This is a genomic window from Flavobacterium sp. LC2016-23 (assembly GCF_009674775.1).
Lineage (GTDB): Bacteria > Bacteroidota > Bacteroidia > Flavobacteriales > Flavobacteriaceae > Flavobacterium.
In genome coordinates, this window is sequence record NZ_WKKE01000002.1 from 228,623 (window position 1) to 255,032 (window position 26,410).

Sequence of the window (26,410 nt, forward strand, 5' to 3'; positions counted from 1 at the left end):
TTTGGGGTATTTGGTTTAGTAAATAGCTTTTTTTTGAGTTTCTGAAAGGAGTAGGTTAAGCTCGTTTCTTTATTTAGAAGCCCCGCAATTATTATGAATCCGACTGACCAATAGCGTCAATAGAATTTTCATCTTCGTCATTTAGTATAATAGCCCTGTAAATTGCATAATTTACGGAGTAGGTAATCGGAATTGTAAATACAATACCAATGCAACAGCCAATAAAACCAACCATAGAAGCCAATCCTCCCACGATTACTAAAAGAAGAATTACAAAAGGTTGTTTGCTTACGATCATCACGCTCGATTTGATGGCGTCTATAGCATTCAGGTCACCAAAAATAATCAACGGAATAGTTAAAGTAGTAAATAAGGTAATCACAATAGTAATGACAGTATCTACGAACATGATGCCCAGTAAGCTGAAACCAACTGAAATTAATCCTCCCAGCAAAGAAATCGACAGGGCAGCAATAAAAAGATTAGGAAAGTGACGGGAGGTATAGTAAGAAAAAATAGTGGAAACATTAAAAGCTTCATCTTTATCCGCACAATCAGCCATTTTTAGGAATCCTGCTGTAAACGGACTTAAAAACGCGGCCACAAAAGCGAGGACTAAAGTATAAATAAGCAAAATTGAATTGTCTGCCTGTTCGCTTTGCAGGTTTTTAAAGAATTGTTCGTTAAAATGCTCAACACCATACAGTGCTACTAAAATTCCTCCTCCAAGGAAAAAAGCTAAGATTGAAAACACCAGTAATATCAATCCTGCATAAAGTGCTATTTTTTTATAGTTTTCGAAAGCGTGGTTGAAAACATTCGAAAAATCTAACGAATAGCCATTTTTCCTAATGTCTTCGATTTGGTCAAGTGTAGATTTCATTTTTTTGAGTAAAATTGTTTTATAGTCCGTTTTATTTGATGTTATTCAGACGTAAATATAATATTTTTAATCAATTCCATATAAAAATCTATAAAACATTACTAAAATGTTTTAGTGCTTATAACCAGTCTAATATGCGTTTAATTGCCTTTAATTTATCTTTGTAAGGGGCATAACGCATGGGAAGGTCCAGCCAGTTTCCTTTTTTGACCACTCCTTTATGATGTGAGAAAATATCAAAGCTCAATTGCCCATGATATGCCCCTATACCGCTGTGGCCTACACCGCCAAAAGGCAGTCTTTTATTAGAAAAATGTACAACAGTATCGTTAATGCAGCCGCCTCCAAAAGAGTAGCTTGTAATTAATTTTTTGGCAAAAGATTTATTGTCACTAAAAACGTAAAATGCAAGAGGTTTCTCATATCTGCTGATGACGTTTTTAATTTCTTCTTCCGTTTCATAAGTAAGGATGGGTAAAACCGGACCAAAAATTTCTTCTTTCATAACTGCACTGTCCAAACTGGGTTCTTCCAGGAGTGTTGGAGCAATATATAAGGCATTCGCATCTGTTTCCCCGCCAAACAGTACTCTTTCCGGATCAATCATATTGGCTAAACGCAACCAGTTTTTGGTATTGATGATTCGGGCAAAATCAGGTGATTTCTCTATTTTTTTGCCATAGGCTTTGGTGATTTCTTCCATCATAAAAGAGATGAAATTGATTTTCATATTCTTTTGGATCAGGATGTAATCGGGAGCGATACAGGTTTGTCCGGCATTGATAAACTTGCCCCAGACAATTCTTTTGGCCGCTAATTTTAAATCGGCAGTTTCATCAATAATACAAGGGTTTTTTCCGCCTAATTCCAGGGTAACGGGTGTCAGATGTTCTGCAGCAGCTTTGGCAACCACTTTACCAACAGCTACACTTCCGGTAAAGAAAATATAATCCCAGCGTTGTGCCAGCAGGGTATTGGAAACATCTACACCGCCTTCAAAAACTTCAACATGATTGACATGAAAGGTCTTCTGAATGATTTTCGCTATGATCGCTGATGTATGTGGTGTAAGTTCCGAAGGTTTTAAAACCACTCTGTTTCCCGCTGCAACAGCTGAAATCATGGGACATAAGGCAAGCTGAAAGGGATAATTCCAGGGCGCAATAACCAATACTTTTCCGTAAGGCTCTTTGTAAATATAATCGGTGGAAGGAAAATTAAGAAGTGACGGGAAAATACGTTTTGGTTTTGCCCACTTCTGAATATTCTTGATGGTGTCTTTCAATTCAGAAATGACATAATTAGTTTCGGTTAAAACAGCTTCAAATTCAGGTTTTTTAAAATCATCGTATAAAGCTTTTACAATCAGGTCCTCGCTTTTCTGAATGTTATACAATAACTTTTTAAGCGTTTCTTTTCTGTATCCGATGTCGTTTTTGTAGTCCATTTTACGTTTAACTTGATTTTTTGACTTTGCAAGTTAATTTATAAAATTTAAAAAAATAACAATTTCATCATAAAATCACAGGGCATTCCAGATCGTTTCATTCGGTACAGGCGCAATAATTGTAATATCTTCTTTGGAAACAGGATGGATAAAAACTAATTTTCTGGCATGCAGATGAATGCCGCCATCGGGATTACTGCGGTCGGAACCATATTTTAGATCTCCTTTTATCGGAGAGCCGATTGCCGCTAATTGCGCACGAATCTGATGATGGCGACCTGTATGAAGATTAATCTCCAACGCCACATAATTCTGAAGTTCTTTAAAAACGGTATAATCCAGACTTGCAACTTTACTGTCCGGGACTTCTTTTAAATGGGCTTTTGACGTATTATTTTTTTCGTTTCTTTTTAAAAAGTGAACCAATTTGGCAGTTTTTTCAACGGGTTTGTTTTTAACAACTGCCCAATAGGTTTTTTGCGTTTCGCGGTTGCTGAACATTTCGTTCATTCGCGTTAAAGCTTTGCTGGTTCTGGCAAAAACAACGATTCCTGTGGTAGGCCTGTCCAAACGGTGGATTACCCCAAGAAATACATCACCCGGTTTATTATACTTGTCTTTAATGTATTCCTTTACAACATCCGATAATGGTTTGTCACCCGTTTTATCGCCCTGTACAATATCGCCTACGCGCTTATTGACTACAATAATATGGTTGTCTTCGTGCAGGATTTGCAGGTTGTTTTTATTAGAAAGTACTTTCAAAATCGATTTTTAGATTATAGGATTTTTAGATTGTTCGAATGAACTTTATACCAAAGTAGATTTAAATTTTGATGTCATTTTTACGATTCTTTCGAGATTAATACATAATTCATCTAGTTTAATTTGAGTTATATAACCTAAATCGAAAGAAATTAACAATTGAGTTTCAATTTCAAAAATAGAACCAATTGCAATTTCGAGAAACCTTGAAAAATCTTTGTTACTGCTTCGGGAACATCCTTCAGCAATATTAGAAGGTACAGATACAGAAGCACGACGCAATTGATTCGATAAACCGAATTTTTCTGACTCAGGGAAATTTGATGTAACATTATAAATTTCAGAACAGAATTTTCTGCTTGATTTCCAAATTTCCAAATCCTTAAATCTGTGCATTATAATTTTATTTTACCTTAATTAAATTCGTTTTCCAACAATCAAAAAATCGAAAAAGCCAACAATCTAACCTAATATTGTTCGGAAGAATTCGGAAAATCACTCGACTTTACATCGGCAGCATACTGGCCAATGGCTTTGGTCATTTCTTCGTATAAATTTAAATAGCGGCGCAAGAAACGCGGACTGAATTCATTGTTCATTCCTAACATATCGTGAATAACCAGAACCTGTCCGTCAACACCGCCACCGGCACCAATACCAATCACCGGAATTGAAATGCTTTCTGCTACTTTTTTAGCTAAATCGGCTGGTATTTTTTCTAAAACGATACCAAAACAACCAATTTTTTCCAGAAGTTTTGCATCTTCAATTAGTTTTTCTGCTTCCTGATCTTCTTTTGCGCGAACACTGTAAGTTCCGAATTTATAGATAGATTGTGGTGTTAAACCCAAATGTCCCATAACCGGGATTCCTGCGTTTAATATCTTTTTGATCGATTCTTTAATTTCTTTTCCTCCTTCAAGTTTCACAGCATGGCCGCCGCTTTCTTTCATGATTCTGATGGCAGAACGCAAAGCTTCTTTCGGATCGGACTGGTAACTTCCAAAAGGTAAATCAACGACTACCAATGCTCGTTCTACAGCGCGAACGACAGACGAAGCGTGATAGATCATCTGATCCAGGGTAATTGGCAATGTCGTTTCGTGACCCGCCATAACGTTTGATGCTGAATCACCCACTAAAATTACATCGACTCCTGCGGTGTCTACAATTTTAGCCATTGTAAAATCGTAAGCGGTAAGCATAGAGATTTTTTCTCCGTTGCTTTTCATTTCGATTAATGATTTTGTTGTGATTCTTTTATAATCTTTTTTTGCTACTGACATTTTATTTTTTTTTGAAGATGTAAAAGTATTGAATAATTATAGATTGAAATCAGCAATAGAAGAATATTTCGATGTTAAATAACTTTCCATCCCTGAATTCTATTTTAAATTCGCTGTCCTCCAATTGTATGGAGTAAAGATGTGGTGCTTTTATTGAGGCGCCAATATAGGAACCGTATTTTTCGATAAATACTTTTTCAGATATCGAATGATCTAAGGCTGCATTGGCATTAAAAACAAGTTTGTTGTTTTCGTTACTAAAAACTTTGGTTATTTCTGCCTGATTTTGCTTTTCATCTACAGAAGCTTCCAAATCCGGATAGTAATAAAAAAGGTTACTTATATAAAGGCCGCATTCATCACTTATGGTTGCTTTTTTTACCGGTTTTCCGAATATTTTTACTAAATCTTTCTGCGTCAGAAACAACGATTTGGTTTTTACGCCTTTCAGGACAAACTCTGATTTTTTAACGAATGCCAGGATTTGCTCCGGGGTCTTATGTTTGGCTAATCCTTTGGCTATGATCATATTCAGCTCAGTGTCAGCCAGAAGTTTTGGATCGTTTATTTGTCTGACAACCTCATAATATCTCTGATAAGCCGGACTTAAGGTTGCGTTATCACTATTCCAGGCCAGTTCTACCAGTCGTTCTCCAACCGTTTTACGTTCTGCAATATTAGCAGGGTCCAGTTTGTCAAAGTCTTTAAGTAAGGCGTTGAAATCAGGTCTTTTGCCAACAAATTTTCGTAAAGTAAACCGGGCATATTCATCATTAAAATTTCCTCCAATATTCACCCATTCTTCCGGGTTTTTAGGAAGGTAATTAATAGGTACAGGATCGCCGGTGTATAAAATTTCTTTAATTTTCGAATTTTTATCAGGTTGTGCTCTTGCCTTTAAACCCGCGACTGTTACAAAAAGATGACTGCTGCCGTAATAATTATCGTTGCCTTCGATGAGAGGGTTTTCATTGTCCCTGACTTTCACATCGGCCGAATTTAATCGTGTGGCAACGAATTTCTCCGGAACAAAACCCTCAGAGAAATTATCGGCTTTTACTTTGTACCAGCCATTTTTGCTTTCGGATAGTAACTGAACTTCGGCTCCATATTTAAAATATCCGAGAAACTCAGCGGAAGTGCTCGGGGAAGTATACAAACGTGTATCTGAATTCAGGAAATAGCGTTCCTGAGCATGCAATAGTATAGAGCAAAATAAGGCAGCAAAAAAGTAGTATTTTTTCATGAAGTATATTTTGGAAGCGTTTTTGCCACGAATTTCACGAATTTTCACAAATTTTTTAATGTGCAAAGCAGCTAAAATTTCATTCGTGCAAATTCGTGCAATTCGCGGCAACTTTTTAAGACTTAACAATCGGCCATATTTACGGCAATTGCCAAACCGCCTTCAGAAGTTTCTTTGTATTTAGAATTCATGTCTTTTGCGGTCTGCCACATGGTATCGATTACCTTGTCTAAGGGTACCTTTGCATTTTTGGAATCGGTTTCCAGTGCCAGTTCGGCGGCATTTATGGCCTTTATAGCGCCCATGGTATTTCTTTCGATACATGGAATCTGAACCAGGCCGCCAATAGGATCACAGGTCAAACCTAAATGATGTTCCATAGCGATTTCGGCAGCCATTAGCACCTGGGCAGGAGATCCGCCCATTAATTCGCAAAGCGCCGCTGCAGCCATAGCAGACGATACGCCAATTTCTGCCTGGCAACCGCCCATTGCAGCCGAAATGGTAGAACCTTTTTTGAAGATACTTCCAATTTCTCCGGCAACCATCAGGAATTGTTTGATTTCTTTTTCTCCGGCGTTATGGTTTTCGATCACTAAGTAATACATTAATACAGCAGGGATGACACCGGCACTTCCGTTCGTTGGTGCTGTTACAACACGGCCCAGGGAGGCATTTACTTCATTCACGGCAAGTGCAAAACAACTTACCCATTTTAGGATCTGACGAAATTTTACTTCGGTTTTTCGAATCTCTTCCAGCCAGGTTTGCGGAGAGCTATAATTTGAAAGTCCAATTAAATTCTGGTGCATGTCAAAAGCTCTTCTTCGAACGTGTAAGCCGCCCGGAAGAATTCCGCCGGTATGGCAGCCGATGTACATACATTCCAGCATCGTGTTCCAGATGCGCATTAATTCGGAATGGATTTCCGCTTCCGGACGCATTGATTTTTCGTTTTCGTAAACAATTTCAGAAATCAGTTTATCTTCAGAAACGGTGTAGTTCAGAAGCTCCACCGCATTTTGAATCGGGAAGGGGAAGGCACATTTTATGACTTCTTTGATTTTTGCATTTTCTCGTTCTTCTTTCACGACAAAACCTCCTCCAATAGAATAAAAAGTAGATTCGTATTCAGAGTCATCGGCTTTGTAAGCGGTAAATTTTAATCCGTTGGCATGGAAAGGAAGGAATTCTTTATTGAAAACAATGTCCTGAAGAAAATAAAATGGAATTTTATATTCATTCCCCAGAATAATTTCGTTTGTATCTTCGATTGTTTTAATGATTCCGGCAATATTATCAACCGGAATATATTCGGGATCCTGTCCACTGAGGCCTAACATAACCGCCAAATCGGTAGCATGACCTTTACCGGTTAAAGAAAGGGACCCGTATAAATCGACTTTTACCCGTTTAATCTGATCTAAAATTGATTCGTTTTTTAACTCTTCTAAAAAACGTTCGGCTGCACGCCAGGGGCCAAGTGTGTGCGAGCTGGAAGGCCCGACACCAATTTTAAGCATATCAAAAACAGAGATACATTCTTCCATTGTTCAATTTTTAGTAAGACAAAGATAATTGAATAATGCAAAGAAGTTTAATTATCATTTGTTAATCTTGCGGTTTTGTTAAAAAAGATATTAAATTTTAATAATTTGGCAACGAAATAATTTTAAATGCTTAATATAGAACTTTCGTAAAAAGTTCGTGGTTTTTTTAGGTATTTTTGTAATGAAGCAAATACTAAAGAATTTGATTTTTTTATCTATTAAAAAAATCAGTAAACTAAACTTCAGTGGTTATATTTTAATCGATGCGTCTTTTGCGAAAATTAAAATAACACAAGAAGATAAAATTACACTATGATAGAATTTTTCAAGCATTTTTTACAAGAATTCGAATTACCATTAAGCAACCCAGTATTGATTTTCTCGTTGATACTTTTCATTATTTTGTTATCCCCGATTTTATTAAAGAAAATAAATATTCCCGGTATTATTGGTCTTATTATTTCCGGAGTCATTATAGGGCCTCACGGGCTTAATATCCTGGCAAAAAACTCGGCTGTAGATTTATTTTCGACTATAGGGCTTTTGTATATTATGTTTATTGCCGGTCTGGAACTCGATATGAACGAATTTAAAGCCAACAGAAATAAGAGTTTATTGTTTGGTTTTTTCACCTTTATTTTTCCATTAACAATTGGATTTCCGGTTTGTTTTTATTTACTGAATTATGATTTTAATGCCAGTTTTTTAACGGCGAGTATGTTTGCTACACATACGCTGGTTGCTTACCCGATTGTGAGTAAGCTGGGAATTGCCAAAAATCAGGCTGTTGCCATTACTGTTGGAGGAACGATTCTTACGGATACAGCGGTTTTAATTATTCTGGCCGTTATTATGGGAAGCAGTCAGGGAAATCTGAACCAGGCTTTCTGGATCAAGTTAGGCGTTTCACTGGCTATTTTCTCGGCCATTATGTTTCTGGTCATTCCAAGAATTGCCAAATGGTTCTTCAAAAAACTGGAAAGCGAAAAACACGCCCATTATATCTTTGTACTTTCTGTCGTTTTCTTCGCCGCATTTTTGGCCGAAGTAGCAGGAGTGGAGCCAATTATTGGTGCTTTCGTGGCTGGTCTGGCTTTGAATCCCCTAATTCCGCATTCGTCTGCTTTAATGAATAGGATTGAGTTTATCGGAAATTCATTGTTTATTCCGTTCTTCCTGATTTCTGTTGGAATGCTGGTGGATATCAGCGTGATTTTAAGTGGCCCGACGGCTTTGATCGTAGCCGGGACACTAAGTGTGGTCGCAATTTTCGGAAAGTGGATTGCCGCCTTTTTCACACAAGTCGTTTTTAAATATACGAAAACGGAGAGACAGCTTATTTTCGGACTGAGCAGCGCCCACGCCGCAGCAACCCTGGCGGTTATTCTGGTTGGGTTTAAAGCTAAAATTCTCGACGAAAATATCTTAAACGGAACCATTATACTAATTTTAATAACCTGTATCGTGGCTTCTTTTGCTACTGAAAAAGCAGCTAAGAAAATTGCCATCTGCGAGGAAGAAGTTTCTCCCGAAGATGCTAATAAAGATCAGATCTTAGAAGAGCATATTCTGATTCCGCTGGCTAAAACTTCGGCAACGGCGAGTCTGTTGGATTTTGCACTTTTAATAAAAGATAAAAAATCAGCCAATCCTGTGACCTTGTTAACTATTGTACCGAATAATGATCAGGCCGAAATTAATATCCTGAAATATAAAAAGGCAGTGGACAAATTCGTCATTCAGGGTTCAGCCTCAGAAGTAAAAATCAATACCATTGCCCGAATTGATCATAATCCGGCAAGTGGAATTGCACGTACCTCAAAAGAAATTATGGCCGATATTGTTATTGTAGGCTGGCCAAGAAAAACGGGTTTCCTGGATAAAATTTTTGGAGAAAACGTAGATTCAATCATTAACAACGTTGATAAAAGTTTGTTTATCTGCAGGTTTCAGAAAACATTTATAGAAGAAAAGAGACTGGTTTTTATTTGTCCGCCTTTTTCTGAAAGGGGAATTGGATTTCATCTTTTGCTTCAGAAAATTAGTCGTTTGTCTCAGGAATTAAGTATTCCAATTGTGATTTATGCCGAATATAAAACGCATCAGGCGATTTCGCAGATTGCCGCTAATCTGAGACTGAATGCAAAATTAGGTTTTAAAAGTATTCTGGACTGGGAAGATTTTGAAGCGATTTCAGATGAAATCACACCAACGGATTTAATTGTTTTTAATTTATCCCGCAAAGGCTCTGTTTCGTATCAGTCGATCTTTGACAAACTGCCTCAGAAATTCGAAAAATCATTTGATGATAATAACCTGATTTTGGTTTATCCGCAGGATGACAGAAAAGAAAGTGCCATGGATGCGTACGAGGATTTTACGGCGACACCGCTTACAAAAGGTATTGAAGCGATTGAACAGATTGGTAGAGGTTTGGGAAGTATTTTGAAGAAGGGTTAACATAAAAAATATTTTAATATTAGTAGTCAAATTAAAATTATGAGAATTAAAATTTCGATACTCATTTTATCCTTTTTCTTTTTTATTAGTTGTAAGAATAGAATCAATCAGAATCCTGATGAGAATTACGATAAAATCTTAACTGAAAAGGAGAAAAGTGCTTCTGAAAATCCAAAAAAAGTATCAGGAACAAAAATTGATGAAATTTCTTTTGAGGTTAAAGCTAATACTAAAGATTTTGCTGATGGGATTCAACCTTGGGCAAGTATAGAAAAACCTGAAGTAGATTTGCCTAATTTAATAAATAAAGAGAAAATTGTAATTTCTGAAAAGAAAGTTACTGTAATAATTGATTATCCTTTAACGAATGAATATCAATTTGACTTAAGTTCAGATAAAGGATTTACTAGAGAGATGCTCCTTACAGAAATTAGTAAACATTATTATAAACTGTATGAAGAAGAAGAAAATTCCGCAACCGTAAAAACGGTACCAATGCATAAAAGAACAATGTACAACAGAAATCAGACCAATGGGAAATACGGTATCTGGGGACATGATATTGCTGATCTGGTTCTTTCATATATTGAAGTCTACAAGAATGCTAAGGAGGAAATCATATTAGTTTTAGGTGTTGATTCATGAAGAAGTTTTAACGTAATTTGGGTATTGAAATCATTGAACAAATCGGCAGGAAATTGGGAAGTATTTTAAAAAAGGGCTAGAATAATTGATATGGCAAGGAATTTTTTTATCATAATAGCGATGTCTGTAACTCTGATGGCATCAGGACAAAATAAAATGAAACAGGCTGACGAACTTATAAATAAAACGGATCCGGGATGGACGGTTGTAGAAGGCTGGATTAAAAATGCAAAAAATAAAGTAGAGGTTCTGCCGACAGAGCCATCGAAAGCGAAAGAAGCTTTGTATCATACTCAGGTTACCACCCAGTCTGCCATGGGAGCAATTGTCTTTATGACGGGCGGACTTTTGATTGATGATGGATGGATAAGAATTTTAGGTTCCGGAAATGCAAAATTCAACAGAACACTGCCGGACTGGAACAAAGGAAAATCCTTTAAGGAATTTGGTGAAACTCCTGCATTCTTATTAATTGCAGATGATGCCATTGGAGGTTTCTATCTTATGAACGGCGGTGCGTTGGGTACTGATGTAGGGATGATTTATTATTTTTCACCGGACAGTCTGGAATTTGAACCGCTTGAGATCAATTATTCACAATTCCTGCAGTTTTGCTTTAATAACGATTTGGAGAAGTTTTATGAAGGAAGCAGATGGAAAGGATGGAGAGCCGAAGTTTCGAAATTAAAAGGTGATGAAGTTTTTAATTTTTATCCCTTTCTATGGAGTAAGGAAGGAAGTGATATCGATAAAAATGCAAGAAAAATTATTCCCATTGCCGAGCAGTATAGTCTGAACCTGGATTTAAGAAAACAAATGGGGTTTGATAAATAAAACCTGAGTTGAATCGTAATTTCAAACACATAAAAATGGAACATAAAATCAAATCAATCCGGCCTTTTATTGGTGCTAAAGATTTCGAAGTATCAAGACGTTTTTACCGTGATCTTGGATTTGAAGAAACGGTTTTAGAAGCTAATTTTTCAGTTTTCAAAAGTGATGATATTGCCTTTTACCTTCAGGATTATTACGCAAAAGAATGGATAGACAATACCATGGTTTTTCTAGAAGTCGATGATGTAGATCGTTATTACCAGGAATTGCTGGCGCTTAACATAACAGAAAAATATGGTGTAAAATTAACTCCAATACGCCATTTGGATTGGGGAAGCGAATGTTTTTTGCACGATCCGTCCGGTGTTTTATGGCACTTTGGGAAGTTTAAGAAATAGTTTTTTGCCACGAATTGCACAAATTTTTACTAATTGAAATATGCTTAATTTTAATAAAAATTCATGCTAATCCGTGCAATTACTTCGCTTGTTCGCTATCGCATTCTATGATAAAATGCAGGCAAATCAGATCCTAAAATCTGCCAGATAAATGGTGTTGCTTTCTCTCTGATACCAGTCGTTATAGACTAATTCCAGATTTTCAGCCTTAAATTCGCCAAAATCAAAATCACGGAATTTATCGACAACCTGTATGAATTGTTCCGGATGCTGCAGTTCTTCCTGAAAGCGCATTATGGTAGCATGTGCAGTCGAAATGGTGTAACGGCTGTCAATAGTTTGTTGCAGGCCCGAATTTTTAAAATGATCACGCAGTTTGTCACGCAGGTTATTGAGCGATTCATCCGTTGGGAAACCCTGAATCATCAAGGCAGAAGGCGAAGCTGTAACACCTTTGAATTTAATTGTAATATTGTCTAAATCCACCAGGCTTTTACAAATAGTTTCGATGTAATCGTTAGGCGAGATCTGATCTAAACGAAATTCCTCCGAACACGAAATAATTGACATGACCGTGATATGAATATCGGAATCGGGATAATAATATTGTGCGGGTTCCACTTCTTTTAAAGCTTCTAAAAACAACTGAATATTTGCTTTTACAATTTCGTCTGGACGAATGAGTACTGTTATTCCAAAACGGGAATCCTTTTCATTATTGATCTGTGGATCTAAAATGTAATTTCCGGACTGTATAGCTTCGGAAGATTTTTTATAGAGCTGATTATAATGTTCGGTCAGATTCATTCGGTTATTTTTTTTTTGCTTTTTCTAAATTTTCCTTTACCCTGAATTTTACAATTTTGGTAATTAAGGCAAATGGCATTGGCTGGTTTAGAGGAAATTGTACAGAACCTTTACCTGATTTATATTTTGAAAGTTCCTCTTTAAAAGTTTCGTGGCCGCTCGGTAAAGCATACAGGCCAATGTGATTTTTGAAGGCAGCGAAATAAACTACAATTCCGTTTTGTTCAAAAGCCGGCATAGAGTAGCTGATTTTTTCTTTGGCATCCGGAGCCGCTTTCTGAATTGTCAGTCGAATTTTTTCCATAATTTCCTGTACTTCAGCTGGAAAACCTCCGATGTATTCGTCTATATTTTCGGGTTTTTTGGTATCCATTTTTTATTTGTTTCAAGTTTCAGGTTTGAAGTTTGAGGTTTCAGGTTGCTTGCAAAACCTGAGACTGAGACTGAAATCTGAGAATAAAGACTCCTCTATGCCAGCCCTTTCGGAAATCTGTCCAGTATCAAATTAAGCTGAATACGATGTTCCAAAAACGCTTTCGCTCCGGCTAAAACCAATGTAAAACCTTCGGTTGAATTTCGTACCTGATCGATTATGGTGTCAGGATCTCCTTTTAAACCTGAATTGGTAATACTCACAAAAGTTTCATTTTCGTTTAAGGGCGTAAAAATCCATTCGACTAAAGTGATTTCATCCGGATTTCCCCATTCGATCACAATTTTCTGGTTTTCTTTTATGACTTTCGTTAGGACCGTCAGCGAAAAACCATACATTTCCCAAGTCCATTCGGTTGACTGGTCCTCTTCTAATTTTCCGGAACCTTTGCTGAACCAAAATTTGCTCGTGATTTCGGGATTTATAAAAGCCTCAAAAACTTCTGAAACAGGTTTTCTGATCAGCATTTCGGCTTTTGCGAATTTGTTGTTCTCTGTTTTCATAATTTTTAAAATGTAAAATGTTCGTTGTAAAAAGTAAAAAGTAAAAGCCAACTCTGAGACCTGGGACTGAGACTGAGACTGAGACCTGAGACTTTTTACCAAACCTCTAATTTACTAAAAAGGATTTATACTTTCTCTTTATCAATCCATTTTCCGGTTGTTGGGGCGACGTAATGCTTCATTTTATGCAATAAATCATCAATATTGTCGCTTACCAGAAGCATTTCTTTATTGGCACTTTTCAGGAAACCTTTATCCACCATAGTTTGGGTCAGTTCTATCAGGGAATCGTAAAAACCATTGGTATTTAAAATTGCAATCGGTTTTTTATGCAATCCCAATTGTGCCCAGGTCAGCATTTCAAATAGCTCTTCAAGAGTTCCAAAACCTCCAGGAAGTGCCATCACGCCATCGCATAGCTCATTCATTTTGGTTTTTCTTTCGTGCATGCTTTCAACTAAAATTAATTCAGTCAGGCCCTGATGTGCAATTTCTTTGGAACGCAGAAAATTGGGTAAAACACCAATTACTTTTCCGCCTTCATTTAGGGTTCCGTCTGCAACAGCACCCATTAGTCCCACATTTGCACCACCATACACTAATTCTATCTGGTTTTTGGCCAGTGTTTTCCCCAACAATGTGGCTTGCGCTGTGTATATTTCTTCCGTTCCAAAACTGGAACCACAGAAAACAGTGATTCTTTTCATGCTTTTTTATTTTTAATCTTATTTTTTTATTTCGTACACAAAATTATGACGGGAGGGTTCGTTGTAATAAGCGACCTCTATTTCTTCTGTTTTTACGGCACCCAGTTTTTCTATCGCTTTTTGCGAACGGTAATTTTCGGCCCCAATATGAAACTGAACTTTATCAACCGCTTCAAAAGCATAATCGAGCATCATTTTCTTCACCTGATTATTAAATCCGGTGCCCCAAAACTTTCTTCCGTAAAAAGTATAGCCAATAAAAACACTTTTATTTTCCGGTTCATAGTCATAAAATCGGGTACTTCCGGCTATTTCACCGGTGCTTTTATCCATAATAAGAAAAGCACCTTTGCTTTTCATGGCACCTTCAAAGAAATTTTGGAAAACGTCTCTTTCATAGCGGTTTTTATTCGGATGCTGCTCCCAAATTAAAGGATCTGAAGCAACTTTATAAAGTTCTTCAAAATGATTTTCCTGTAAAGGAATTAATTTTACCAGATCATCTTCTAAAATTTCAGGCTGCAGGTTTAAAAGGGATGTACTCATTTTGAGCTGTTTTTAAAGTTATATTTTTTTGATCTGAACACAGGAAACATTTTCCAGCTTTACTTCTTTTCCTGTTTTTTTAAGAAATCCCGTTTTTGCATTTCGTTTGAAAACAATCACATTTCCGGTAATGACATTGGTTGCGATCAGGAATTTTCCTGTTTCATCAATTGCAAAAATCCGGGGGTGTTTTCCTAAAGTCGATTGATAGCCAATGTTGGTTAAAAGTCCTTTTTCATCAATAGAAAAAATGGCAATATTGTTTTCTTTTCCCCTGTTGGCAGCATATAAAAATTTTCCGTCAGGCGAAATATGAATATCGGAACTTTCAAAACCTTCGGTAATGGAATCCGGATGTGTACTGATGTGCTGGATTTTGTTTAAACTTCCGTTTACATATTCGTAAGCACTTATGGATCCTGACATTTCCTCGATACAATACCCGAATTTCTGATTCGGATGAAAAGCGAAATGCCGCGGCCCGCTTTCCGGATCTGTTTTGGTAAAAGGAACGGTGGCTTCAATTAAAGGCTGCTTGAGAGTTGCATCAAATTGATAGCAGCGTATTTTATCAGCGCCTAAATCAGGCAGGAAAAGATAATCATATTGTGGTGAAAATACGGTGGAATGCACGTGCGAACGGGTTTGCCTTTCTTTGTGGACGCTTCCGTCCGTGTATTGAAAATTTTGCGCCATCGAATCTATTTTACCATTTTCCAGCAAAGGATGTACCGAAACACTTCCTTCGGTATAATTACCGTTTACCAGCCACTTACCACTTTTATGAACGGAAACATACACCGGATTTTCACCGCCGCTGGACTGTTTGTTTAAAAAAGTAAGCGTTTTATTTTCGGCACTGAACTCAAAACTGCTGACGCTTCCGGCATTTGGAGTTTTACTGTCTGTGCAGGCATACACGTATTTTCCGTTTGGGGATACCGTCAAAAACGATGGATTAATGAGGTCTTTTGCCGAAGTTATTTTGGTTAGTTTTCCGTTTAAGGTATCCAGTTGATATACGACAATAGATGCTGCGGCTTTGTCCCTGTTGTATGAACCTAAAAAAACATACGTATTTTGGGAGAAGGCAGTAAATGTTGCCAGAAACGCAATTACTAACAGATTGGTTTTTAGTTTCAAGTTTTTGGTTGTTTTAATCATTTAGTTCAATCCTTTCCACCATTGCTGAAATTCTTGTTTCTCATTTTTTAGTTCCACTAATTCGCCAATCCTTGGTGTGACTAACGGAACTGGATTTTCTGATAAAGCATTTAATTCCGTCACTTTTTTTAATGGCTCATCCCAGGGATGCAGGGCCAATGCGAATTTTGAGGAATGCACCGGAAAAACCCTTTTTGCTTTGAGGTCTTTGATGGCTTTGATGACATCTTCCGGTAAATTATGGATGTACTTCCACGCAGGATTATACTGGCCGTTATCGATTAATGCCAGATCGAAAGGGCCAAATTTAGCACCAATGTCTGCGAAGTGCGTATCGTAACCGCTGTCGCCGCCAAGATACATTCTAAAGCCTTTGGTTTCTAACACAAAGGAAGTCCAGAGTGTATTGCAGCGTTTAATTCCCCTGCCCGAAAAATGTCGTGACGGAGTGGTGTAAAGTGTCAGATTGGAATCAAGTTCTATTTTTTCATGCCAGTCTTTTTCGATAATGGCATTGTTTGGAAATCCCCAAAATTCAAAGTGTGAACCTACACCGAGCGCACAGATTACTTTTTTGATTTTTGGCTTTAGCTGCAAAATTGTTGCATAATCGAGATGATCATAATGATCGTGTGTGATGAGCAAATAATCGATGGAAGGAAAATCATCAGCCGTGTAAATATCAGTTCCTTTAAATGCTTTTGTAGTTCCGTAAACAGGAGAGGCGTTGCCGCTAAAAACAGGATCTATTAAAAATCGTTTTCCTTCCAGCTGAATGAAATAAGAAGAATGTCCAAACCAGACTAAAAAATCCTGATCTATAGAAAGCTCCAGTAAATTGGTTTTAATGGAAGGAATTAAATCGGTCGGAATTTTTCGGTCTGTTTTTTTAAATAAGAAATCAGAAATTACATCAAAATAGCCATAGCCTTCTGCAAGTTCGGGCGTGAAATTTTCGTTTTCGAATCTGCCGTTTTTAAATTGTGGCGATTTTTGCATCAGGACTAGTCTTTCGCCAGCTGGCTTTTTACCATAGCGCGGATGTTTGAAAACGTAAATAAGAACAAGTATTAAAAGAATAAGTAGTATAAAAGTAATGGTCATAGTTTATTGGGGAGGATATAATTTATTTAAGTTTTCAACGGAAAGAGCAATCATTTTTTTGAGGACTTCCACATCAATATCTGCTATTTTTTGAATGTAAATACAGCCTTTTCCGGATTTGTGTTTTCCAAATTTAGAAAGTAATGCTTCTCGGTGTTCAGGTGCAAGGTAAGAATAAAGTGAGATGGCCGCTTTTCTTGGTGAAAAGGCCACAAGCGGGGCATCACCTTCATGACCGCTGGCATATTTGTAATGATAACTCCCGAAACCTATAATACTGGTTCCCCACATTTTCGGTTCAAAGCCGGTTTGCTGCTGCATCAGTTCAACCAGTTCAAATGAGTCGTTTCTTTTTGTCGAATCTTCGACAGCATTGATGAAATCAACAACGCTGCTTTGGGTTTCTGTAGTTTTATTCTTTGCCATTGTGGTTTGTTTTTTAATTCAGTGCATCACTTTTCAAAAGTATGTTTTTGATTTTTATCTCAGCATTATATAACAAATCCGAATTTTTGTTGATCTGATTTTCCAAAATAATCAAACTGACATCACTTTCAGGAAAATACAAATTTACAGAAGAAAAACCATCTCCTAAACCGGTATGACCTATATATTTTGGAGTTTCTTGGTCTACAATTCGTAGTCCGTAGCCGTAACCTTGTTTTTCTTTTCCAAAAACATTGTGCTGTGCTCTTATATTGTAATGAATCATGAGTTGGTACGATTCAGGTTTCAGTATTTTTCCTTTATGAAGATTTTTGTTCCAGATGGCCAAATCATTTACAGTAGAAATAATTCCATAAGAGGCAATACTTTCCGGCGTTATTATAGATTCTTCGACCTTCTTAAAAGTATTGTTCGTATTGAGGTAACCTGAGACTAAATTTTTATTTTGGTTTTTCGAATAACAAAAAGTATTTTTCATTCGCAACTTTTTAAAAAGTGCATTGGCTGCTTCCGAATAACTTTTTTTAGTGGTAAAAGCAATAATCTGACCTAATAAACCATAACTTAAATTACCGTATTTAAAATCTGTTCCGGACTTGAAAAGTAATGGTTTTTGCAAATCTGTGATTCCATGCGAATGATTTAATAGTTGATGAACTGTTACAGAATCTGCCCAGGGCTGGGTTAGATAAGGCAGGTACTTTTTTATGGGGAATTTCAGGTCAATTCTGCCTTCCTCCATTTCTTTTAAAATCAAAACTGCCGTAATTTGTCTGGTGTTTGACATGATTTCAAATTCACTGTCGATTGTCAAAGGTGTCTTTTTATCAAAATCGGCAAAACCCTGTACTTTATTGTAAATAGTTTTTCCTTTTTTGGAAATAAGGACAACACCATTAAATCTAGGTTCCGTAACTTTAATCAAACTGTCTGTTGAGAGGCTTAATCTGTCTTTTTTTTGCGAAAATGAAGGGTTACTTAAAAGTAAGAAAAGAAAAGAGAATAAAAAGGGAGCTCGTAGCATTAGGGTCATGTTTTGGTTTAGTTGTTTTATAGTTTTCAGTCGCAGTCGCAGTCTCAGTTTTCAGTCTCAGTAGCAAACTGCGACTGCGACTGAAAACTGCAACTAAATTAGAACATCCCGTTTTCATTCACCATCTTGGCAGGAACGGCTTGTCCTAAATCCCAAAGTTCTACTATTTTATCAGATTCAAACCTGAAAATATGAACTACGGCAATACCGTGGTCGCTGCTGTTTTGTTTTACATGCGAATGTACGGCAACCATTTCTTTATCTCCAATCGTGCGATGAATTTCAAAAATTTTATTTGGATTTTGCCTTGACGATTCCTCCATGGCCAGCATCAAAGTATTGGCATCTCCTTTAAAATAAACATTGTGATGCTTAAAATTGGTACCCACGTAAAGCCGGAAAGCCTCATGTGAATGCCCTTTTGCTGCCAGTTTCAAAAAGTCTTTTGCAATATATTTCTTAGTCATGATTCCCAAAATTTAAAAGCTAACTAAGTTAAGAAATAACGGCTTAAGAATTTAAAAAAATATTGCTTTATTAGCTTTTCCCACGGAGGAAGTAACGAATTTATAAAAATCAGGAATGGTTTTCGGAATAAGAAGATTTCTGTGGTTAATTAAAAGACTGCCTGAATTCTAAAGGGGAGACGGTGGTTTTGGTTTTGAATAATTTACTGAAAGACTGCTGATGCTCAAAACCAAGTTCATAAGCAATTTCGCTGATCGACAAATTGGTTGTGGAAAGTTTTTCTTTCGCTTTTTCAATCAGTTTATCATGAATGTGCTGCTGTGTGCTCTGACCTGTAAGTGTTTTTAGCAATACACTTAAATAATTGGGAGTGACATTCAAGGTTTCTGCAATATAGTGAACGCTAGGTAAACCGTTTTTAGCCAAAGTATTGGTACTGAAGTACTCCTCCAGCAAATTTTCCAGACGGGCCAGAATCTGATGATTGCTTATTTTACGTGTAATGAACTGACGGTTGTAAAATCGTTCGGCATAAGTAAGCAGCAATTCAATCTGAGCGATAATAACCTCCTGGCTGAATTTATCAATATTCGACTGATATTCCTGCTGGATGTTTTGGATGATATTGATAATCATCTTCTCTTCTTTGTCCGAAAGGTGCAGGGCTTCATGAACCGAGTAGCCAAAATACTCGTATTGTTTTATCTTTTTAGCAAGCGGTGTATTCCATAAAAAATCAGGATGGATCAATAAAGACCATCCTGTGTGTTGTAACTCTGCATTGCCTTCTATAGAAAAAACCTGCCCCGGTGAGATAAATAACAAAACCCCTTCCTTAAAATCGTACTCTTGCTGCCCGTATTTCATTTTAGCATTTGCACCTCGTTTTAAGGCAATCGAATAAAAATCAAGCATAAGGCTTCTTGGTTCGTTTTCGTTGAGATATTTTAAATCTTCGAAATTATAAACGCTCACTAAAGGGTGTTCGGGTTTAGGCAAATTACGAAACTCATGAAATTCGCTGATACTTTTTATTCGGAGTGGTTGTTGATTTGCCATAGTCTAAGGTACTTATTTCTGATTATAAACGGAAGCGAATTCTTTGGCATAATCAGCCAGTTTTGTTTTTCCCATTACTGCGGGCCTGTTTTCGTAATAATCTTCTCCCAGTAAACCGCTGTAAAGTCCGGCGTACATCTCAATCAGACCTGCTGCAATTTTGGGCTGCATGCCCACATTTACTAAACCGTTTAGGGCTTCTTCATCACTGATCAGAACCCATTTTAAATCCGGTTTTCCGATTGCGGCACCTAAAATACGAGCTGTTTCATTTCCTGTAAGTTCCTCACTAGCTACATAACGTACTTTTTTGCCATTAAGCGGAGTCGTAATTTCTTCTGCAATCGCTGCTGCGATGTCCAGGGGAGAAACCCAGGGTATCATTTTATCAGCACCGTAATTCGTAGCAATAACGCCCTGAAATTTAATCTGCGGAATATAAGCCTCCAAATTATAAAAGAATGAAGTCGGACGCATAAAGGTAATGGAGACATCCAGTTTTTTCAAAACGCTTTCGATCTCATTATAACGCTGAATAATTCCGGAATTTTGTTCTAAATGTGCGCCAATACTACTTAAAAAAACGACGCGTTTTACACCTGATTTTTCAATAGCTTCAGCGTAATTATCTCCGATTTTACGGGTAAAAGCATCAAGATCAAGCGCCGGATCGAAATAATTAGCACGCGGAATCATGCAATAAACGGCATCTGTTCCTGTAAAAGTTTTGGTTAAAAATGCTACATCTTCGACAGAACCAATAGCTGCTGAAGCGCCTAAATCTTCAATTTCTGCCTGTTTTTCAGTACTGCTGCTAATTACCGTAACCTTATGTCCTTTTTGTACTAACTCCTGAGCCAGTGGCTTGCTGATGTTCCCAAGGGAACCTGTAATAATAATTTTCATTTGTATGTTATTTTATAGTACAAAGTTGCGCAAGATTCAAAGAACAGATTTAGCCAAAACTACTATTGTCGTAGCCAGAAAGTGGGTTTTTTAGATTATTAGATTATTAGATTATTAGATTGTTAGATTGTTAGATTTTTAGATTGTTGGATTGTTGGATTGTTGTACTGAAGATTTGGAATTTGGAATTTTAGATTATTGGAATTTAGAATTTAAACTTTGAATTTTGTCGTTTTAACGGCTAATATTCCTTCACATCATCAATTAAAAATGATTTCCCGGATTCGATCACTTTGATGTCTCTTTTGTTGGTGGCTTTATATTGGGTATCTTTTATGATGACCTGAAAGATATATACATTTCCTTTAGCACTTATTAAGTCACATTTAGAAACCACAATTTTCCCCCAGTCATGGCCAGAGATTAGAAAACCATCATATCCGACCTGTTTTACATCATATTTCTTTTTCCATTTTTTATTGAACTGTTCTAACGTCAGGCTTTCTTCGCCCATATCGATATTCATCGCGTCGGATTTGTATTCGTTATAACTTTTTGTCGTTATGGAACTCATATCGGCAGATTCCTGTTTGAAGAAATTTTCAATAGCTTTTACGAGCCATTTTTTGGCCAGTTCACTTTTGTCGAAAGTCATTTCTTTAGGGCTGTCAATTACGGGCTGATGTACTTTTGGGCTTGCGTACGAGCAAAAGAAAATCAGCTGAAGTGCCAGTACAATTTTTATTTTATTCATTTTAAGGATTGATTATCGTTTTTATTTTATTCGAACGTATTCCGATTGATAGCAATCATTACATTCATCATTTAAATATAATTTGTTGTCTTTTACTTCAAAAGACTGACTTGGCCTGTCTTCTATGACAATCATTTTTTTGTTATCTCCGTAAATCGAATTCTGGGTTTTTATTTCAAAAGTATTTTCAGACAGCAATTTTCCATTTTCATATCTTTTGATAGTGGAGTTTGAAATTTCAATAGTCATTGTCTTTTTCTCAGATGCTGGTGTAAGCGTTGAACCTATAAAACCTCCTGTCGAACTGACCCAGCTCCACTTTCCGTTTAAGGAGTTTTCACTGGAAGCACCTATTTTACTGTTGCTGCTGCAGGAAAGTAATTGAAAGAATACCAATAGGAAAGCAATTTTTTTTATCATTTTTGTTCTGGATTAGGGTGTAAGAGGGCTCTGTTTATTATTTTCTCGTAAGATCGGTAATTAATAAAGGATTGTTTTCTTTTAATTCGTTTACTACTTCTTCAACCGTTCTGCGGCCTTCTTTTATTGCGTCGAATTCCGCGGTAGTAATTCCGACAATTTGGAGAAAAGTAACTTCACCATGCGGCGTTTCTATTTTTTCGATTTCGGGATCGGTTACAAATAGCAATCCGGTGATTTCAGTTTCGGTATCGAGTCGAATAGGTCCGTTTGCAGGCATATAATGAAACTCTTCAAACCAGTTTCCACTACTAAACACGTATTTGGCGATGTTTTGCAGCAACGCCACTGCCCAGCCCGGGTTTTCAGTGTCACCGGCAAAGGGTTTTAATCTGAAAGTAAGTTCAAATCCCCATTTACTGTATTCACTGTCCAATTTTTCTTCATTATAATACAATTCCGAAAAGCCATAGGTTACAAAATGAAAATGATCCGTTTGCTTTTTGCTTTCGTAAATACTTACACCGTCAAGCGGATGTTCTCCTCCGAGCATATACGAGATCGCCGGAGCAAAATGTTTGGGTTCCTGATTTGGGTAAAGGCGGTCGAATTGTTTATCGATTTCTAACCAGCCAACGGCATCGTCTTCTGTAAATTCTTTTTTGTATTCTTCTAATGTCATGTTTGCGAAAATTTAAATCGTCCGGTTTTTTAAAACACCTTTCCTGAACTAATTTAAAATAAAATTTTAGATATCCTGATCTTCAGGTGAAGGATTTATGGTGTTGTTTTTTTTGAATGTAGTCGTGAAGTTTTGTACAAAATCTTTGGTGTACTGACCGGTTTTGTCGAGATCAGGGTCTAAAATGGTGATTTCGAGTCCGGTTAGCTGATCACTTTGAAACAAATAGGCCGTAAGCTCATTAAATTCCTCATAAGTAAGACCATCAGGAGTGCGGCTGTCTACACAGGGCATTATGGAATCGTTTAAAACGTCTGCATCGATATGGAGCCAGAATCCGTCGAGGTTTTTATTTTTAACTTCAGAAAGAAAAGACTGAATACAGTTTGAAATACCTTGTTCTCTTAATTTCTCAAGACTTATGTAAGTCGCGGAAGAATTGCGAATTTCATTTTCATAGGCGTCATCGTATTCGCGGTTGCCCACGCACCAAAGGTTTTCTTCTTTTATATAAGGTTTTAAATCGAGTATATTGGTTAGTTTTTCAGGTCCGTTACCGCTGACTATCGATGCTGTCATTCCGCCCACACCTCCGGTTTCGGATAAGGAAACATCCATAAAATCGGTATGTCCGTCCAGATAAAATAAGCCGTAATTTCCTTTTTGTTTTAAGGCAATAGCAACTCCGAGGAGAATACTGCAATCTCCTCCCAGTACGAACGGAAATTTATTCTGGGAAAGTAAGTTGTTGATTGAGTAAGCCTGTTCTCTGGCGTAATCGGCTAATGAATTGGCATTGAGAATTTGCGTTTCGGTGTCTCTTTTATTGGAATACTTTGGCGCATCAAGTCTTACAGTATTATTGGGCTGAATGATTTTGTGTAAATTATGTTTCCAGAACCAATCGGGCAGGTTTTTTACGCCGGGTTCTTTTCCGGGTTGCGGTTCTTTTAATCCTAAATTGGATGGAAATTCAACAATATAAATCTCTTTCATAACCTTATTATTTAGTGATAAAGTTATTAAATATCGCTGTTTTTTTGGTTGAAAGAAAAATGATTATTTCTATTTTTTTTCAATCGTAATGGTGAGCTTATTTTTTTGTTGTTTTATGTGTACCATTTGACCTTCAATGAATCCAAGTTCTTTAAGCCATTTGCCAGCAAGTCTTATTACAGGAGTTGTTGTGATTTTGCGATTTCTTGATTTGTATATCGCGTGAATTTTTAGTTTTCTTGAATGTATCATTGTCGTATAATTATATGACAAATGTAAGATAAATAATCGACATGTCGTATTTTAATATGACAAATTTGTCAGCAAATTGCATGACATTTGATTTATGACACGAGATAAGTTAAAAGAAAAAATAGGTCAACGAATTATTGAACTCCGGGATAAAAAAGGTTGGAGCCAGTCTGACTTGGCGAGAGCCTGCCATAAAGACCGTCAGTCTATTGAAAAAATTGAAAATGGAAAAGTGAATCCTACACTTTATACTCTGTTTGAAATTGCAATTGCTTTAGAAATTTCACTATCTAAATTAGTTGATTTCAAATAGTGACTGACTTAAAATTATGTAATGAAAAAAAATCCGACCTGTTTTCACAAATCGGATTTAGTATTAAAAATTGAAATAAATTATTTTTTAGGATTCTTTACGTTTTTGTCGGTGTCCATCATTTCCATGAGTTTCAAACCTAATAAACCGCTGATCGAACCATCAGAACCACCGTTTCCGGTAATCAATACATCCGGAATTACTTTGATGTTTCCTTTACCAATTTCCTCGGTAACTTTGTATTTGGTGAAATTATCACCACCCATCGCCGTAACCTGTAACTGATACGATTCGGCTGTAGATTTACCAATGGCCATGATTTTTTCCGCTTCGGCTAAACCTGTTTTGGAAATTCTTTCGGCTTCTGCACTTGCGTTAAGTTTGGTCGCTTCGGCTTGTGCACCTGCTCTGGCTTTTGTAGCTTCTGCTTCAGCATTGGCGCGCATTTTTGTGGCTTCTGCTTCGGCGTTTACATTTAGTTTTAAACTCGTGGCATCACCTTCTGCTTTCTTAACGGTGGCATCGGCGGTACGTTGTGCAATTTCAACACTTTGTGAAGCACGAACGATTTCTTTCTGCATGTCGGCAATTGCCGTTTCTTTTTCCATTCCCTGACGTTGTTCCTGCGCCATTCTTTGGGTTTGATAAGTTTTTTGCTCTTCTTCGGCCAGTTTTCTGTCGGTTAGCGTTTTCATTAAGGAATCCGGCGGAACGATATCACCAATTAAGGTATCAACGGCATTTACATTGTATTCGTCTAGCACCAGTTTGATATGGTTTTTGGCAGATTCCTGACGTTCTTTTCTAGTCGACAAAAACGAAATCACATCGCTGTCCTGAGCCGAGTTTCTGAAATAGTTACCAATCGTAGGCTCTAAAACCTGAGAAACAAGGTTGTTCATGCTTCCGAAACGGGCAATCACTTTTGGTGCTTCGGCAGCGGGAACGTGAATAATCTGTGCCACATCCAGATTAAACGGGAAACCATCTTTGGAACGAACGGTAATGGTAGACAGGTTTTTATCTAAATCATGAGACTCGCTTCGTGCATTGGCCCAGTTTAAAACCAGGTTGGTGGTCGGAACGGCTTCGAGTTTCGTGGTGTATTTGTTTAAGGCATATTTTCCGGGACCCAGTGGTTCCATCCAGACGCCACGCTGTCCTTTTGAAACAATATTTCCGTGTTTGAAAGTATCACCGGTAACATCCTGTCCGTCTTCACCAATATAAGAGATGACAACCCCAACATAACCAATCGGCACATCGGTCATTGGATTTTGTTCAATCAGAATTCCCCAGGTATTGATGTAATAGGAACCGGCCAACATGACCTGAGGCTGTAGACCACGGTTTCCGCCTTTGTCCAGAAACTGATCGAAATCCTGGAAGTTGTTGTGTCCTTCTACAAATTTTCCGGCGATTTGTCCTTGCGGAATTGGTTCACCATCCAGAGCCGTAACAATTCCGATCATGTTTTCGTAAATCTTGATCTGATCTGCGATTACAATTTCAAACAGAAAGGTATTAATACGATACGAACCTGTGGTAATAAAAGCCGTCTGGCGTCCTTTCTGACCTCCATTGTTTAAGAAAGCGGTCGCATCCTGAAAGTTATCACTGTCTACTTTTCGGGCCAGGATACGTCCGGTTGGGATTTCCTTCCCGTCTTTACTTAAAACAAGCCCGATTTTGCCTTCGGGAATAATGGTAAATCCGGTCATGTCTACGGTGTATTGCCAGATCCACATTCCCCAGTACAATCCGGGAGCTAAAGTTTGTGCCTGATAACCTGCTTCTCCTTTTGTAGCAATGATTCTGCCATCAGGAAGGGATTTGTCGGCACCAAACAAAACGAACTTTTTGGTCACAAGACCAATTTTGTCTTCGGGAACGATTACCATTCCAAAAAATACACGAAGTACAAATTTGTAAAATAAAATGGAGAATACCAGTAATAGTACCCACCAATAAGAAGTAATTTCAGTCATAGTTATTTGAGTTTATGGTACAAACGTAAGGGAAATATTTCCTATTAAAATAAAATATTTTTAAAATTAACATTTGGCTTTTTTTAGACAGAAATGTTAAAATTAACTCAATTTTATATCGTTGGAATTGTCAATTTGTGACACGATTTTTTACTCTGTCAACTATGATTGGTATTTTGGGTTTTAACAATTTAAAAGGGTAATTGTTTTGTTTTGGGGATGTAATAGGAGGGAAAGGGTTTTGAGGATTTTTAAAAACCAAATGGAGACAAAAAAAATCCGGCTTGCTTTCGCGAACCGGATTTAAATTTAAA

The 26,410-nt window shown here is 37.2% G+C and carries 30 protein-coding genes; 5 read left to right on the forward strand and 25 right to left on the reverse strand.

From position 1 onward, the window contains the following. Positions 1-91: 91 nt before the first annotated feature. The 7 genes from GJU43_RS02525 to GJU43_RS02555 form a co-directional block, all read right to left on the reverse strand. Positions 92-883: a hypothetical protein gene (locus GJU43_RS02525; RefSeq protein WP_154339272.1), complete on the reverse strand. Its 792-nt coding sequence runs from the start codon at positions 881-883 to the stop codon at positions 92-94. Positions 884-1,001: 118 nt separating this feature from the next. Then, a complete protein-coding gene (locus tag GJU43_RS02530; protein ID WP_154339273.1) occupies positions 1,002-2,330 on the reverse strand; it encodes an aldehyde dehydrogenase in 1,329 nt (442 codons plus the stop codon). A 75-nt stretch (positions 2,331-2,405) separates the two neighbouring features. After that, the gene (locus GJU43_RS02535; protein WP_154339274.1) at positions 2,406-3,095 is read right to left on the reverse strand and encodes an RluA family pseudouridine synthase; all 690 of its coding nucleotides are present in this window, start codon (positions 3,093-3,095) and stop codon (positions 2,406-2,408) included. A gap of 45 nt (positions 3,096-3,140) precedes the next feature. Then, on the reverse strand, positions 3,141-3,491 hold the full coding sequence (locus GJU43_RS02540) for a four helix bundle protein (protein WP_154339275.1): 351 nt from the start codon (positions 3,489-3,491) through the stop codon (positions 3,141-3,143). Between the two features lie 71 nt (positions 3,492-3,562). Further along, positions 3,563-4,381 (reverse strand): 3-methyl-2-oxobutanoate hydroxymethyltransferase, encoded by an 819-nt coding sequence (gene panB, locus GJU43_RS02545; RefSeq protein ID WP_154339276.1) that lies wholly within the window; start codon positions 4,379-4,381, stop codon positions 3,563-3,565. Between the two features lie 49 nt (positions 4,382-4,430). Then, positions 4,431-5,627: an SH3 domain-containing protein gene (locus tag GJU43_RS02550; RefSeq protein WP_154339277.1), complete on the reverse strand. Its 1,197-nt coding sequence runs from the start codon at positions 5,625-5,627 to the stop codon at positions 4,431-4,433. 122 nt (positions 5,628-5,749) lie between these two features. Further along, entirely contained in the window at positions 5,750-7,177 is a 1,428-nt protein-coding gene (locus GJU43_RS02555) for an L-serine ammonia-lyase (protein WP_154339278.1), read from the reverse strand. Between the two features lie 312 nt (positions 7,178-7,489). On the opposite strand from GJU43_RS02555, the gene GJU43_RS02560 reads away from it, so the two are divergent. From GJU43_RS02560 to GJU43_RS02575, 4 genes are all read left to right on the forward strand, one after another. Next, positions 7,490-9,637, forward strand: coding sequence for a cation:proton antiporter (locus GJU43_RS02560; RefSeq protein ID WP_154339279.1), 2,148 nt, complete (start codon positions 7,490-7,492; stop codon positions 9,635-9,637). Positions 9,638-9,676: 39 nt separating this feature from the next. Beyond that, a complete protein-coding gene (locus GJU43_RS02565) occupies positions 9,677-10,282 on the forward strand; it encodes a hypothetical protein (protein WP_154339280.1) in 606 nt (201 codons plus the stop codon). Positions 10,283-10,372: 90 nt separating this feature from the next. After that, the gene (locus GJU43_RS02570) at positions 10,373-11,116 is read left to right on the forward strand and encodes a DUF2625 domain-containing protein (protein WP_195760010.1); all 744 of its coding nucleotides are present in this window, start codon (positions 10,373-10,375) and stop codon (positions 11,114-11,116) included. A 35-nt stretch (positions 11,117-11,151) separates the two neighbouring features. Next, entirely contained in the window at positions 11,152-11,514 is a 363-nt protein-coding gene (locus tag GJU43_RS02575) for a VOC family protein (RefSeq protein WP_154339281.1), read from the forward strand. 126 nt (positions 11,515-11,640) lie between these two features. Here the strand turns inward: GJU43_RS02575 and GJU43_RS02580 are convergent, their stop codons facing one another. The 17 genes from GJU43_RS02580 to GJU43_RS02660 all read right to left on the reverse strand — a co-directional run bounded on the left by GJU43_RS02580 (position 11,641) and on the right by GJU43_RS02660 (position 23,795). After that, positions 11,641-12,321, reverse strand: a complete 681-nt coding sequence (locus GJU43_RS02580; RefSeq protein ID WP_154339282.1) for a 2'-5' RNA ligase family protein — start codon at positions 12,319-12,321, stop codon at positions 11,641-11,643. A 4-nt stretch (positions 12,322-12,325) separates the two neighbouring features. Further along, positions 12,326-12,694 (reverse strand): iron chaperone, encoded by a 369-nt coding sequence (locus GJU43_RS02585; RefSeq protein ID WP_154339283.1) that lies wholly within the window; start codon positions 12,692-12,694, stop codon positions 12,326-12,328. Positions 12,695-12,789: 95 nt separating this feature from the next. Continuing rightward, positions 12,790-13,257, reverse strand: coding sequence for an SRPBCC family protein (locus tag GJU43_RS02590; RefSeq protein ID WP_154339284.1), 468 nt, complete (start codon positions 13,255-13,257; stop codon positions 12,790-12,792). A 125-nt stretch (positions 13,258-13,382) separates the two neighbouring features. Continuing rightward, a complete protein-coding gene (locus tag GJU43_RS02595) occupies positions 13,383-13,964 on the reverse strand; it encodes a TIGR00730 family Rossman fold protein (RefSeq protein WP_154339285.1) in 582 nt (193 codons plus the stop codon). Between the two features lie 18 nt (positions 13,965-13,982). After that, positions 13,983-14,510: a GNAT family N-acetyltransferase gene (locus tag GJU43_RS02600; protein WP_154339286.1), complete on the reverse strand. Its 528-nt coding sequence runs from the start codon at positions 14,508-14,510 to the stop codon at positions 13,983-13,985. A gap of 18 nt (positions 14,511-14,528) precedes the next feature. Beyond that, the gene (locus tag GJU43_RS02605) at positions 14,529-15,653 is read right to left on the reverse strand and encodes a lactonase family protein (protein ID WP_229654984.1); all 1,125 of its coding nucleotides are present in this window, start codon (positions 15,651-15,653) and stop codon (positions 14,529-14,531) included. 21 nt (positions 15,654-15,674) lie between these two features. After that, on the reverse strand, positions 15,675-16,778 hold the full coding sequence (locus tag GJU43_RS02610) for an MBL fold metallo-hydrolase (protein WP_154339288.1): 1,104 nt from the start codon (positions 16,776-16,778) through the stop codon (positions 15,675-15,677). 3 nt (positions 16,779-16,781) lie between these two features. Then, the gene (locus tag GJU43_RS02615; protein WP_154339289.1) at positions 16,782-17,204 is read right to left on the reverse strand and encodes a DUF1801 domain-containing protein; all 423 of its coding nucleotides are present in this window, start codon (positions 17,202-17,204) and stop codon (positions 16,782-16,784) included. A 13-nt stretch (positions 17,205-17,217) separates the two neighbouring features. Then, positions 17,218-18,249 (reverse strand): serine hydrolase, encoded by a 1,032-nt coding sequence (locus GJU43_RS02620; protein ID WP_229654985.1) that lies wholly within the window; start codon positions 18,247-18,249, stop codon positions 17,218-17,220. A 107-nt stretch (positions 18,250-18,356) separates the two neighbouring features. Continuing rightward, a complete protein-coding gene (locus tag GJU43_RS02625) occupies positions 18,357-18,725 on the reverse strand; it encodes a nuclear transport factor 2 family protein (RefSeq protein WP_154339291.1) in 369 nt (122 codons plus the stop codon). Between the two features lie 145 nt (positions 18,726-18,870). Continuing rightward, positions 18,871-19,785 (reverse strand): AraC family transcriptional regulator, encoded by a 915-nt coding sequence (locus GJU43_RS02630; RefSeq protein WP_154339292.1) that lies wholly within the window; start codon positions 19,783-19,785, stop codon positions 18,871-18,873. A 12-nt stretch (positions 19,786-19,797) separates the two neighbouring features. Beyond that, positions 19,798-20,691 carry an NAD(P)H-binding protein gene (locus GJU43_RS02635; protein WP_154339293.1) on the reverse strand — a complete coding sequence of 298 codons (894 nt, stop codon included), beginning with the start codon at positions 20,689-20,691 and terminating at the stop codon, positions 19,798-19,800. A 241-nt stretch (positions 20,692-20,932) separates the two neighbouring features. After that, positions 20,933-21,445 (reverse strand): hypothetical protein, encoded by a 513-nt coding sequence (locus GJU43_RS02640; protein WP_154339294.1) that lies wholly within the window; start codon positions 21,443-21,445, stop codon positions 20,933-20,935. A gap of 21 nt (positions 21,446-21,466) precedes the next feature. Then, positions 21,467-21,865: a hypothetical protein gene (locus GJU43_RS02645; RefSeq protein ID WP_154339295.1), complete on the reverse strand. Its 399-nt coding sequence runs from the start codon at positions 21,863-21,865 to the stop codon at positions 21,467-21,469. Positions 21,866-21,902: 37 nt separating this feature from the next. Beyond that, positions 21,903-22,547 (reverse strand): suppressor of fused domain protein, encoded by a 645-nt coding sequence (locus GJU43_RS02650; RefSeq protein WP_154339296.1) that lies wholly within the window; start codon positions 22,545-22,547, stop codon positions 21,903-21,905. 66 nt (positions 22,548-22,613) lie between these two features. Next, positions 22,614-23,543: an arginase family protein gene (locus GJU43_RS02655; RefSeq protein WP_154339297.1), complete on the reverse strand. Its 930-nt coding sequence runs from the start codon at positions 23,541-23,543 to the stop codon at positions 22,614-22,616. A gap of 69 nt (positions 23,544-23,612) precedes the next feature. After that, positions 23,613-23,795, reverse strand: coding sequence for a SymE family type I addiction module toxin (locus GJU43_RS02660; RefSeq protein ID WP_154339298.1), 183 nt, complete (start codon positions 23,793-23,795; stop codon positions 23,613-23,615). A gap of 94 nt (positions 23,796-23,889) precedes the next feature. On the opposite strand from GJU43_RS02660, the gene GJU43_RS02665 reads away from it, so the two are divergent. Beyond that, the gene (locus GJU43_RS02665) at positions 23,890-24,108 is read left to right on the forward strand and encodes a helix-turn-helix domain-containing protein (protein ID WP_154339299.1); all 219 of its coding nucleotides are present in this window, start codon (positions 23,890-23,892) and stop codon (positions 24,106-24,108) included. A gap of 80 nt (positions 24,109-24,188) precedes the next feature. Here GJU43_RS02665 and GJU43_RS02670 read toward each other — a convergent pair whose 3' ends face one another. Then, positions 24,189-26,096: an SPFH domain-containing protein gene (locus GJU43_RS02670; RefSeq protein ID WP_154339300.1), complete on the reverse strand. Its 1,908-nt coding sequence runs from the start codon at positions 26,094-26,096 to the stop codon at positions 24,189-24,191. Positions 26,097-26,410: the final 314 nt, after the last annotated feature.

Excerpts from the sequence above, each read along its gene's own strand:
- GJU43_RS02525 (WP_154339272.1), bottom strand. The coding sequence starts at position 883 with ATGAAATCTACACTTGACCAAATCGAAGACATTAGGAAAAATGGCTAT.
- GJU43_RS02530 (WP_154339273.1), bottom strand. The coding sequence starts at position 2,330 with ATGGACTACAAAAACGACATCGGATACAGAAAAGAAACGCTTAAAAAG.
- GJU43_RS02540 (WP_154339275.1), bottom strand. The coding sequence starts at position 3,491 with ATGCACAGATTTAAGGATTTGGAAATTTGGAAATCAAGCAGAAAATTC.
- panB (WP_154339276.1), bottom strand. The coding sequence starts at position 4,381 with ATGTCAGTAGCAAAAAAAGATTATAAAAGAATCACAACAAAATCATTA.
- GJU43_RS02550 (WP_154339277.1), bottom strand. The coding sequence starts at position 5,627 with ATGAAAAAATACTACTTTTTTGCTGCCTTATTTTGCTCTATACTATTG.
- GJU43_RS02555 (WP_154339278.1), bottom strand. The coding sequence starts at position 7,177 with ATGGAAGAATGTATCTCTGTTTTTGATATGCTTAAAATTGGTGTCGGG.
- GJU43_RS02560 (WP_154339279.1), top strand. The coding sequence starts at position 7,490 with ATGATAGAATTTTTCAAGCATTTTTTACAAGAATTCGAATTACCATTA.
- GJU43_RS02565 (WP_154339280.1), top strand. The coding sequence starts at position 9,677 with ATGAGAATTAAAATTTCGATACTCATTTTATCCTTTTTCTTTTTTATT.
- GJU43_RS02570 (WP_195760010.1), top strand. The coding sequence starts at position 10,373 with ATGGCAAGGAATTTTTTTATCATAATAGCGATGTCTGTAACTCTGATG.
- GJU43_RS02575 (WP_154339281.1), top strand. The coding sequence starts at position 11,152 with ATGGAACATAAAATCAAATCAATCCGGCCTTTTATTGGTGCTAAAGAT.
- GJU43_RS02580 (WP_154339282.1), bottom strand. The coding sequence starts at position 12,321 with ATGAATCTGACCGAACATTATAATCAGCTCTATAAAAAATCTTCCGAA.
- GJU43_RS02585 (WP_154339283.1), bottom strand. The coding sequence starts at position 12,694 with ATGGATACCAAAAAACCCGAAAATATAGACGAATACATCGGAGGTTTT.
- GJU43_RS02590 (WP_154339284.1), bottom strand. The coding sequence starts at position 13,257 with ATGAAAACAGAGAACAACAAATTCGCAAAAGCCGAAATGCTGATCAGA.
- GJU43_RS02595 (WP_154339285.1), bottom strand. The coding sequence starts at position 13,964 with ATGAAAAGAATCACTGTTTTCTGTGGTTCCAGTTTTGGAACGGAAGAA.
- GJU43_RS02600 (WP_154339286.1), bottom strand. The coding sequence starts at position 14,510 with ATGAGTACATCCCTTTTAAACCTGCAGCCTGAAATTTTAGAAGATGAT.
- GJU43_RS02610 (WP_154339288.1), bottom strand. The coding sequence starts at position 16,778 with ATGACCATTACTTTTATACTACTTATTCTTTTAATACTTGTTCTTATT.
- GJU43_RS02615 (WP_154339289.1), bottom strand. The coding sequence starts at position 17,204 with ATGGCAAAGAATAAAACTACAGAAACCCAAAGCAGCGTTGTTGATTTC.
- GJU43_RS02620 (WP_229654985.1), bottom strand. The coding sequence starts at position 18,249 with ATGCTACGAGCTCCCTTTTTATTCTCTTTTCTTTTCTTACTTTTAAGT.
- GJU43_RS02625 (WP_154339291.1), bottom strand. The coding sequence starts at position 18,725 with ATGACTAAGAAATATATTGCAAAAGACTTTTTGAAACTGGCAGCAAAA.
- GJU43_RS02630 (WP_154339292.1), bottom strand. The coding sequence starts at position 19,785 with ATGGCAAATCAACAACCACTCCGAATAAAAAGTATCAGCGAATTTCAT.
- GJU43_RS02635 (WP_154339293.1), bottom strand. The coding sequence starts at position 20,691 with ATGAAAATTATTATTACAGGTTCCCTTGGGAACATCAGCAAGCCACTG.
- GJU43_RS02640 (WP_154339294.1), bottom strand. The coding sequence starts at position 21,445 with ATGAATAAAATAAAAATTGTACTGGCACTTCAGCTGATTTTCTTTTGC.
- GJU43_RS02645 (WP_154339295.1), bottom strand. The coding sequence starts at position 21,865 with ATGATAAAAAAAATTGCTTTCCTATTGGTATTCTTTCAATTACTTTCC.
- GJU43_RS02650 (WP_154339296.1), bottom strand. The coding sequence starts at position 22,547 with ATGACATTAGAAGAATACAAAAAAGAATTTACAGAAGACGATGCCGTT.
- GJU43_RS02655 (WP_154339297.1), bottom strand. The coding sequence starts at position 23,543 with ATGAAAGAGATTTATATTGTTGAATTTCCATCCAATTTAGGATTAAAA.
- GJU43_RS02660 (WP_154339298.1), bottom strand. The coding sequence starts at position 23,795 with ATGATACATTCAAGAAAACTAAAAATTCACGCGATATACAAATCAAGA.
- GJU43_RS02665 (WP_154339299.1), top strand. The coding sequence starts at position 23,890 with ATGACACGAGATAAGTTAAAAGAAAAAATAGGTCAACGAATTATTGAA.
- GJU43_RS02670 (WP_154339300.1), bottom strand. The coding sequence starts at position 26,096 with ATGACTGAAATTACTTCTTATTGGTGGGTACTATTACTGGTATTCTCC.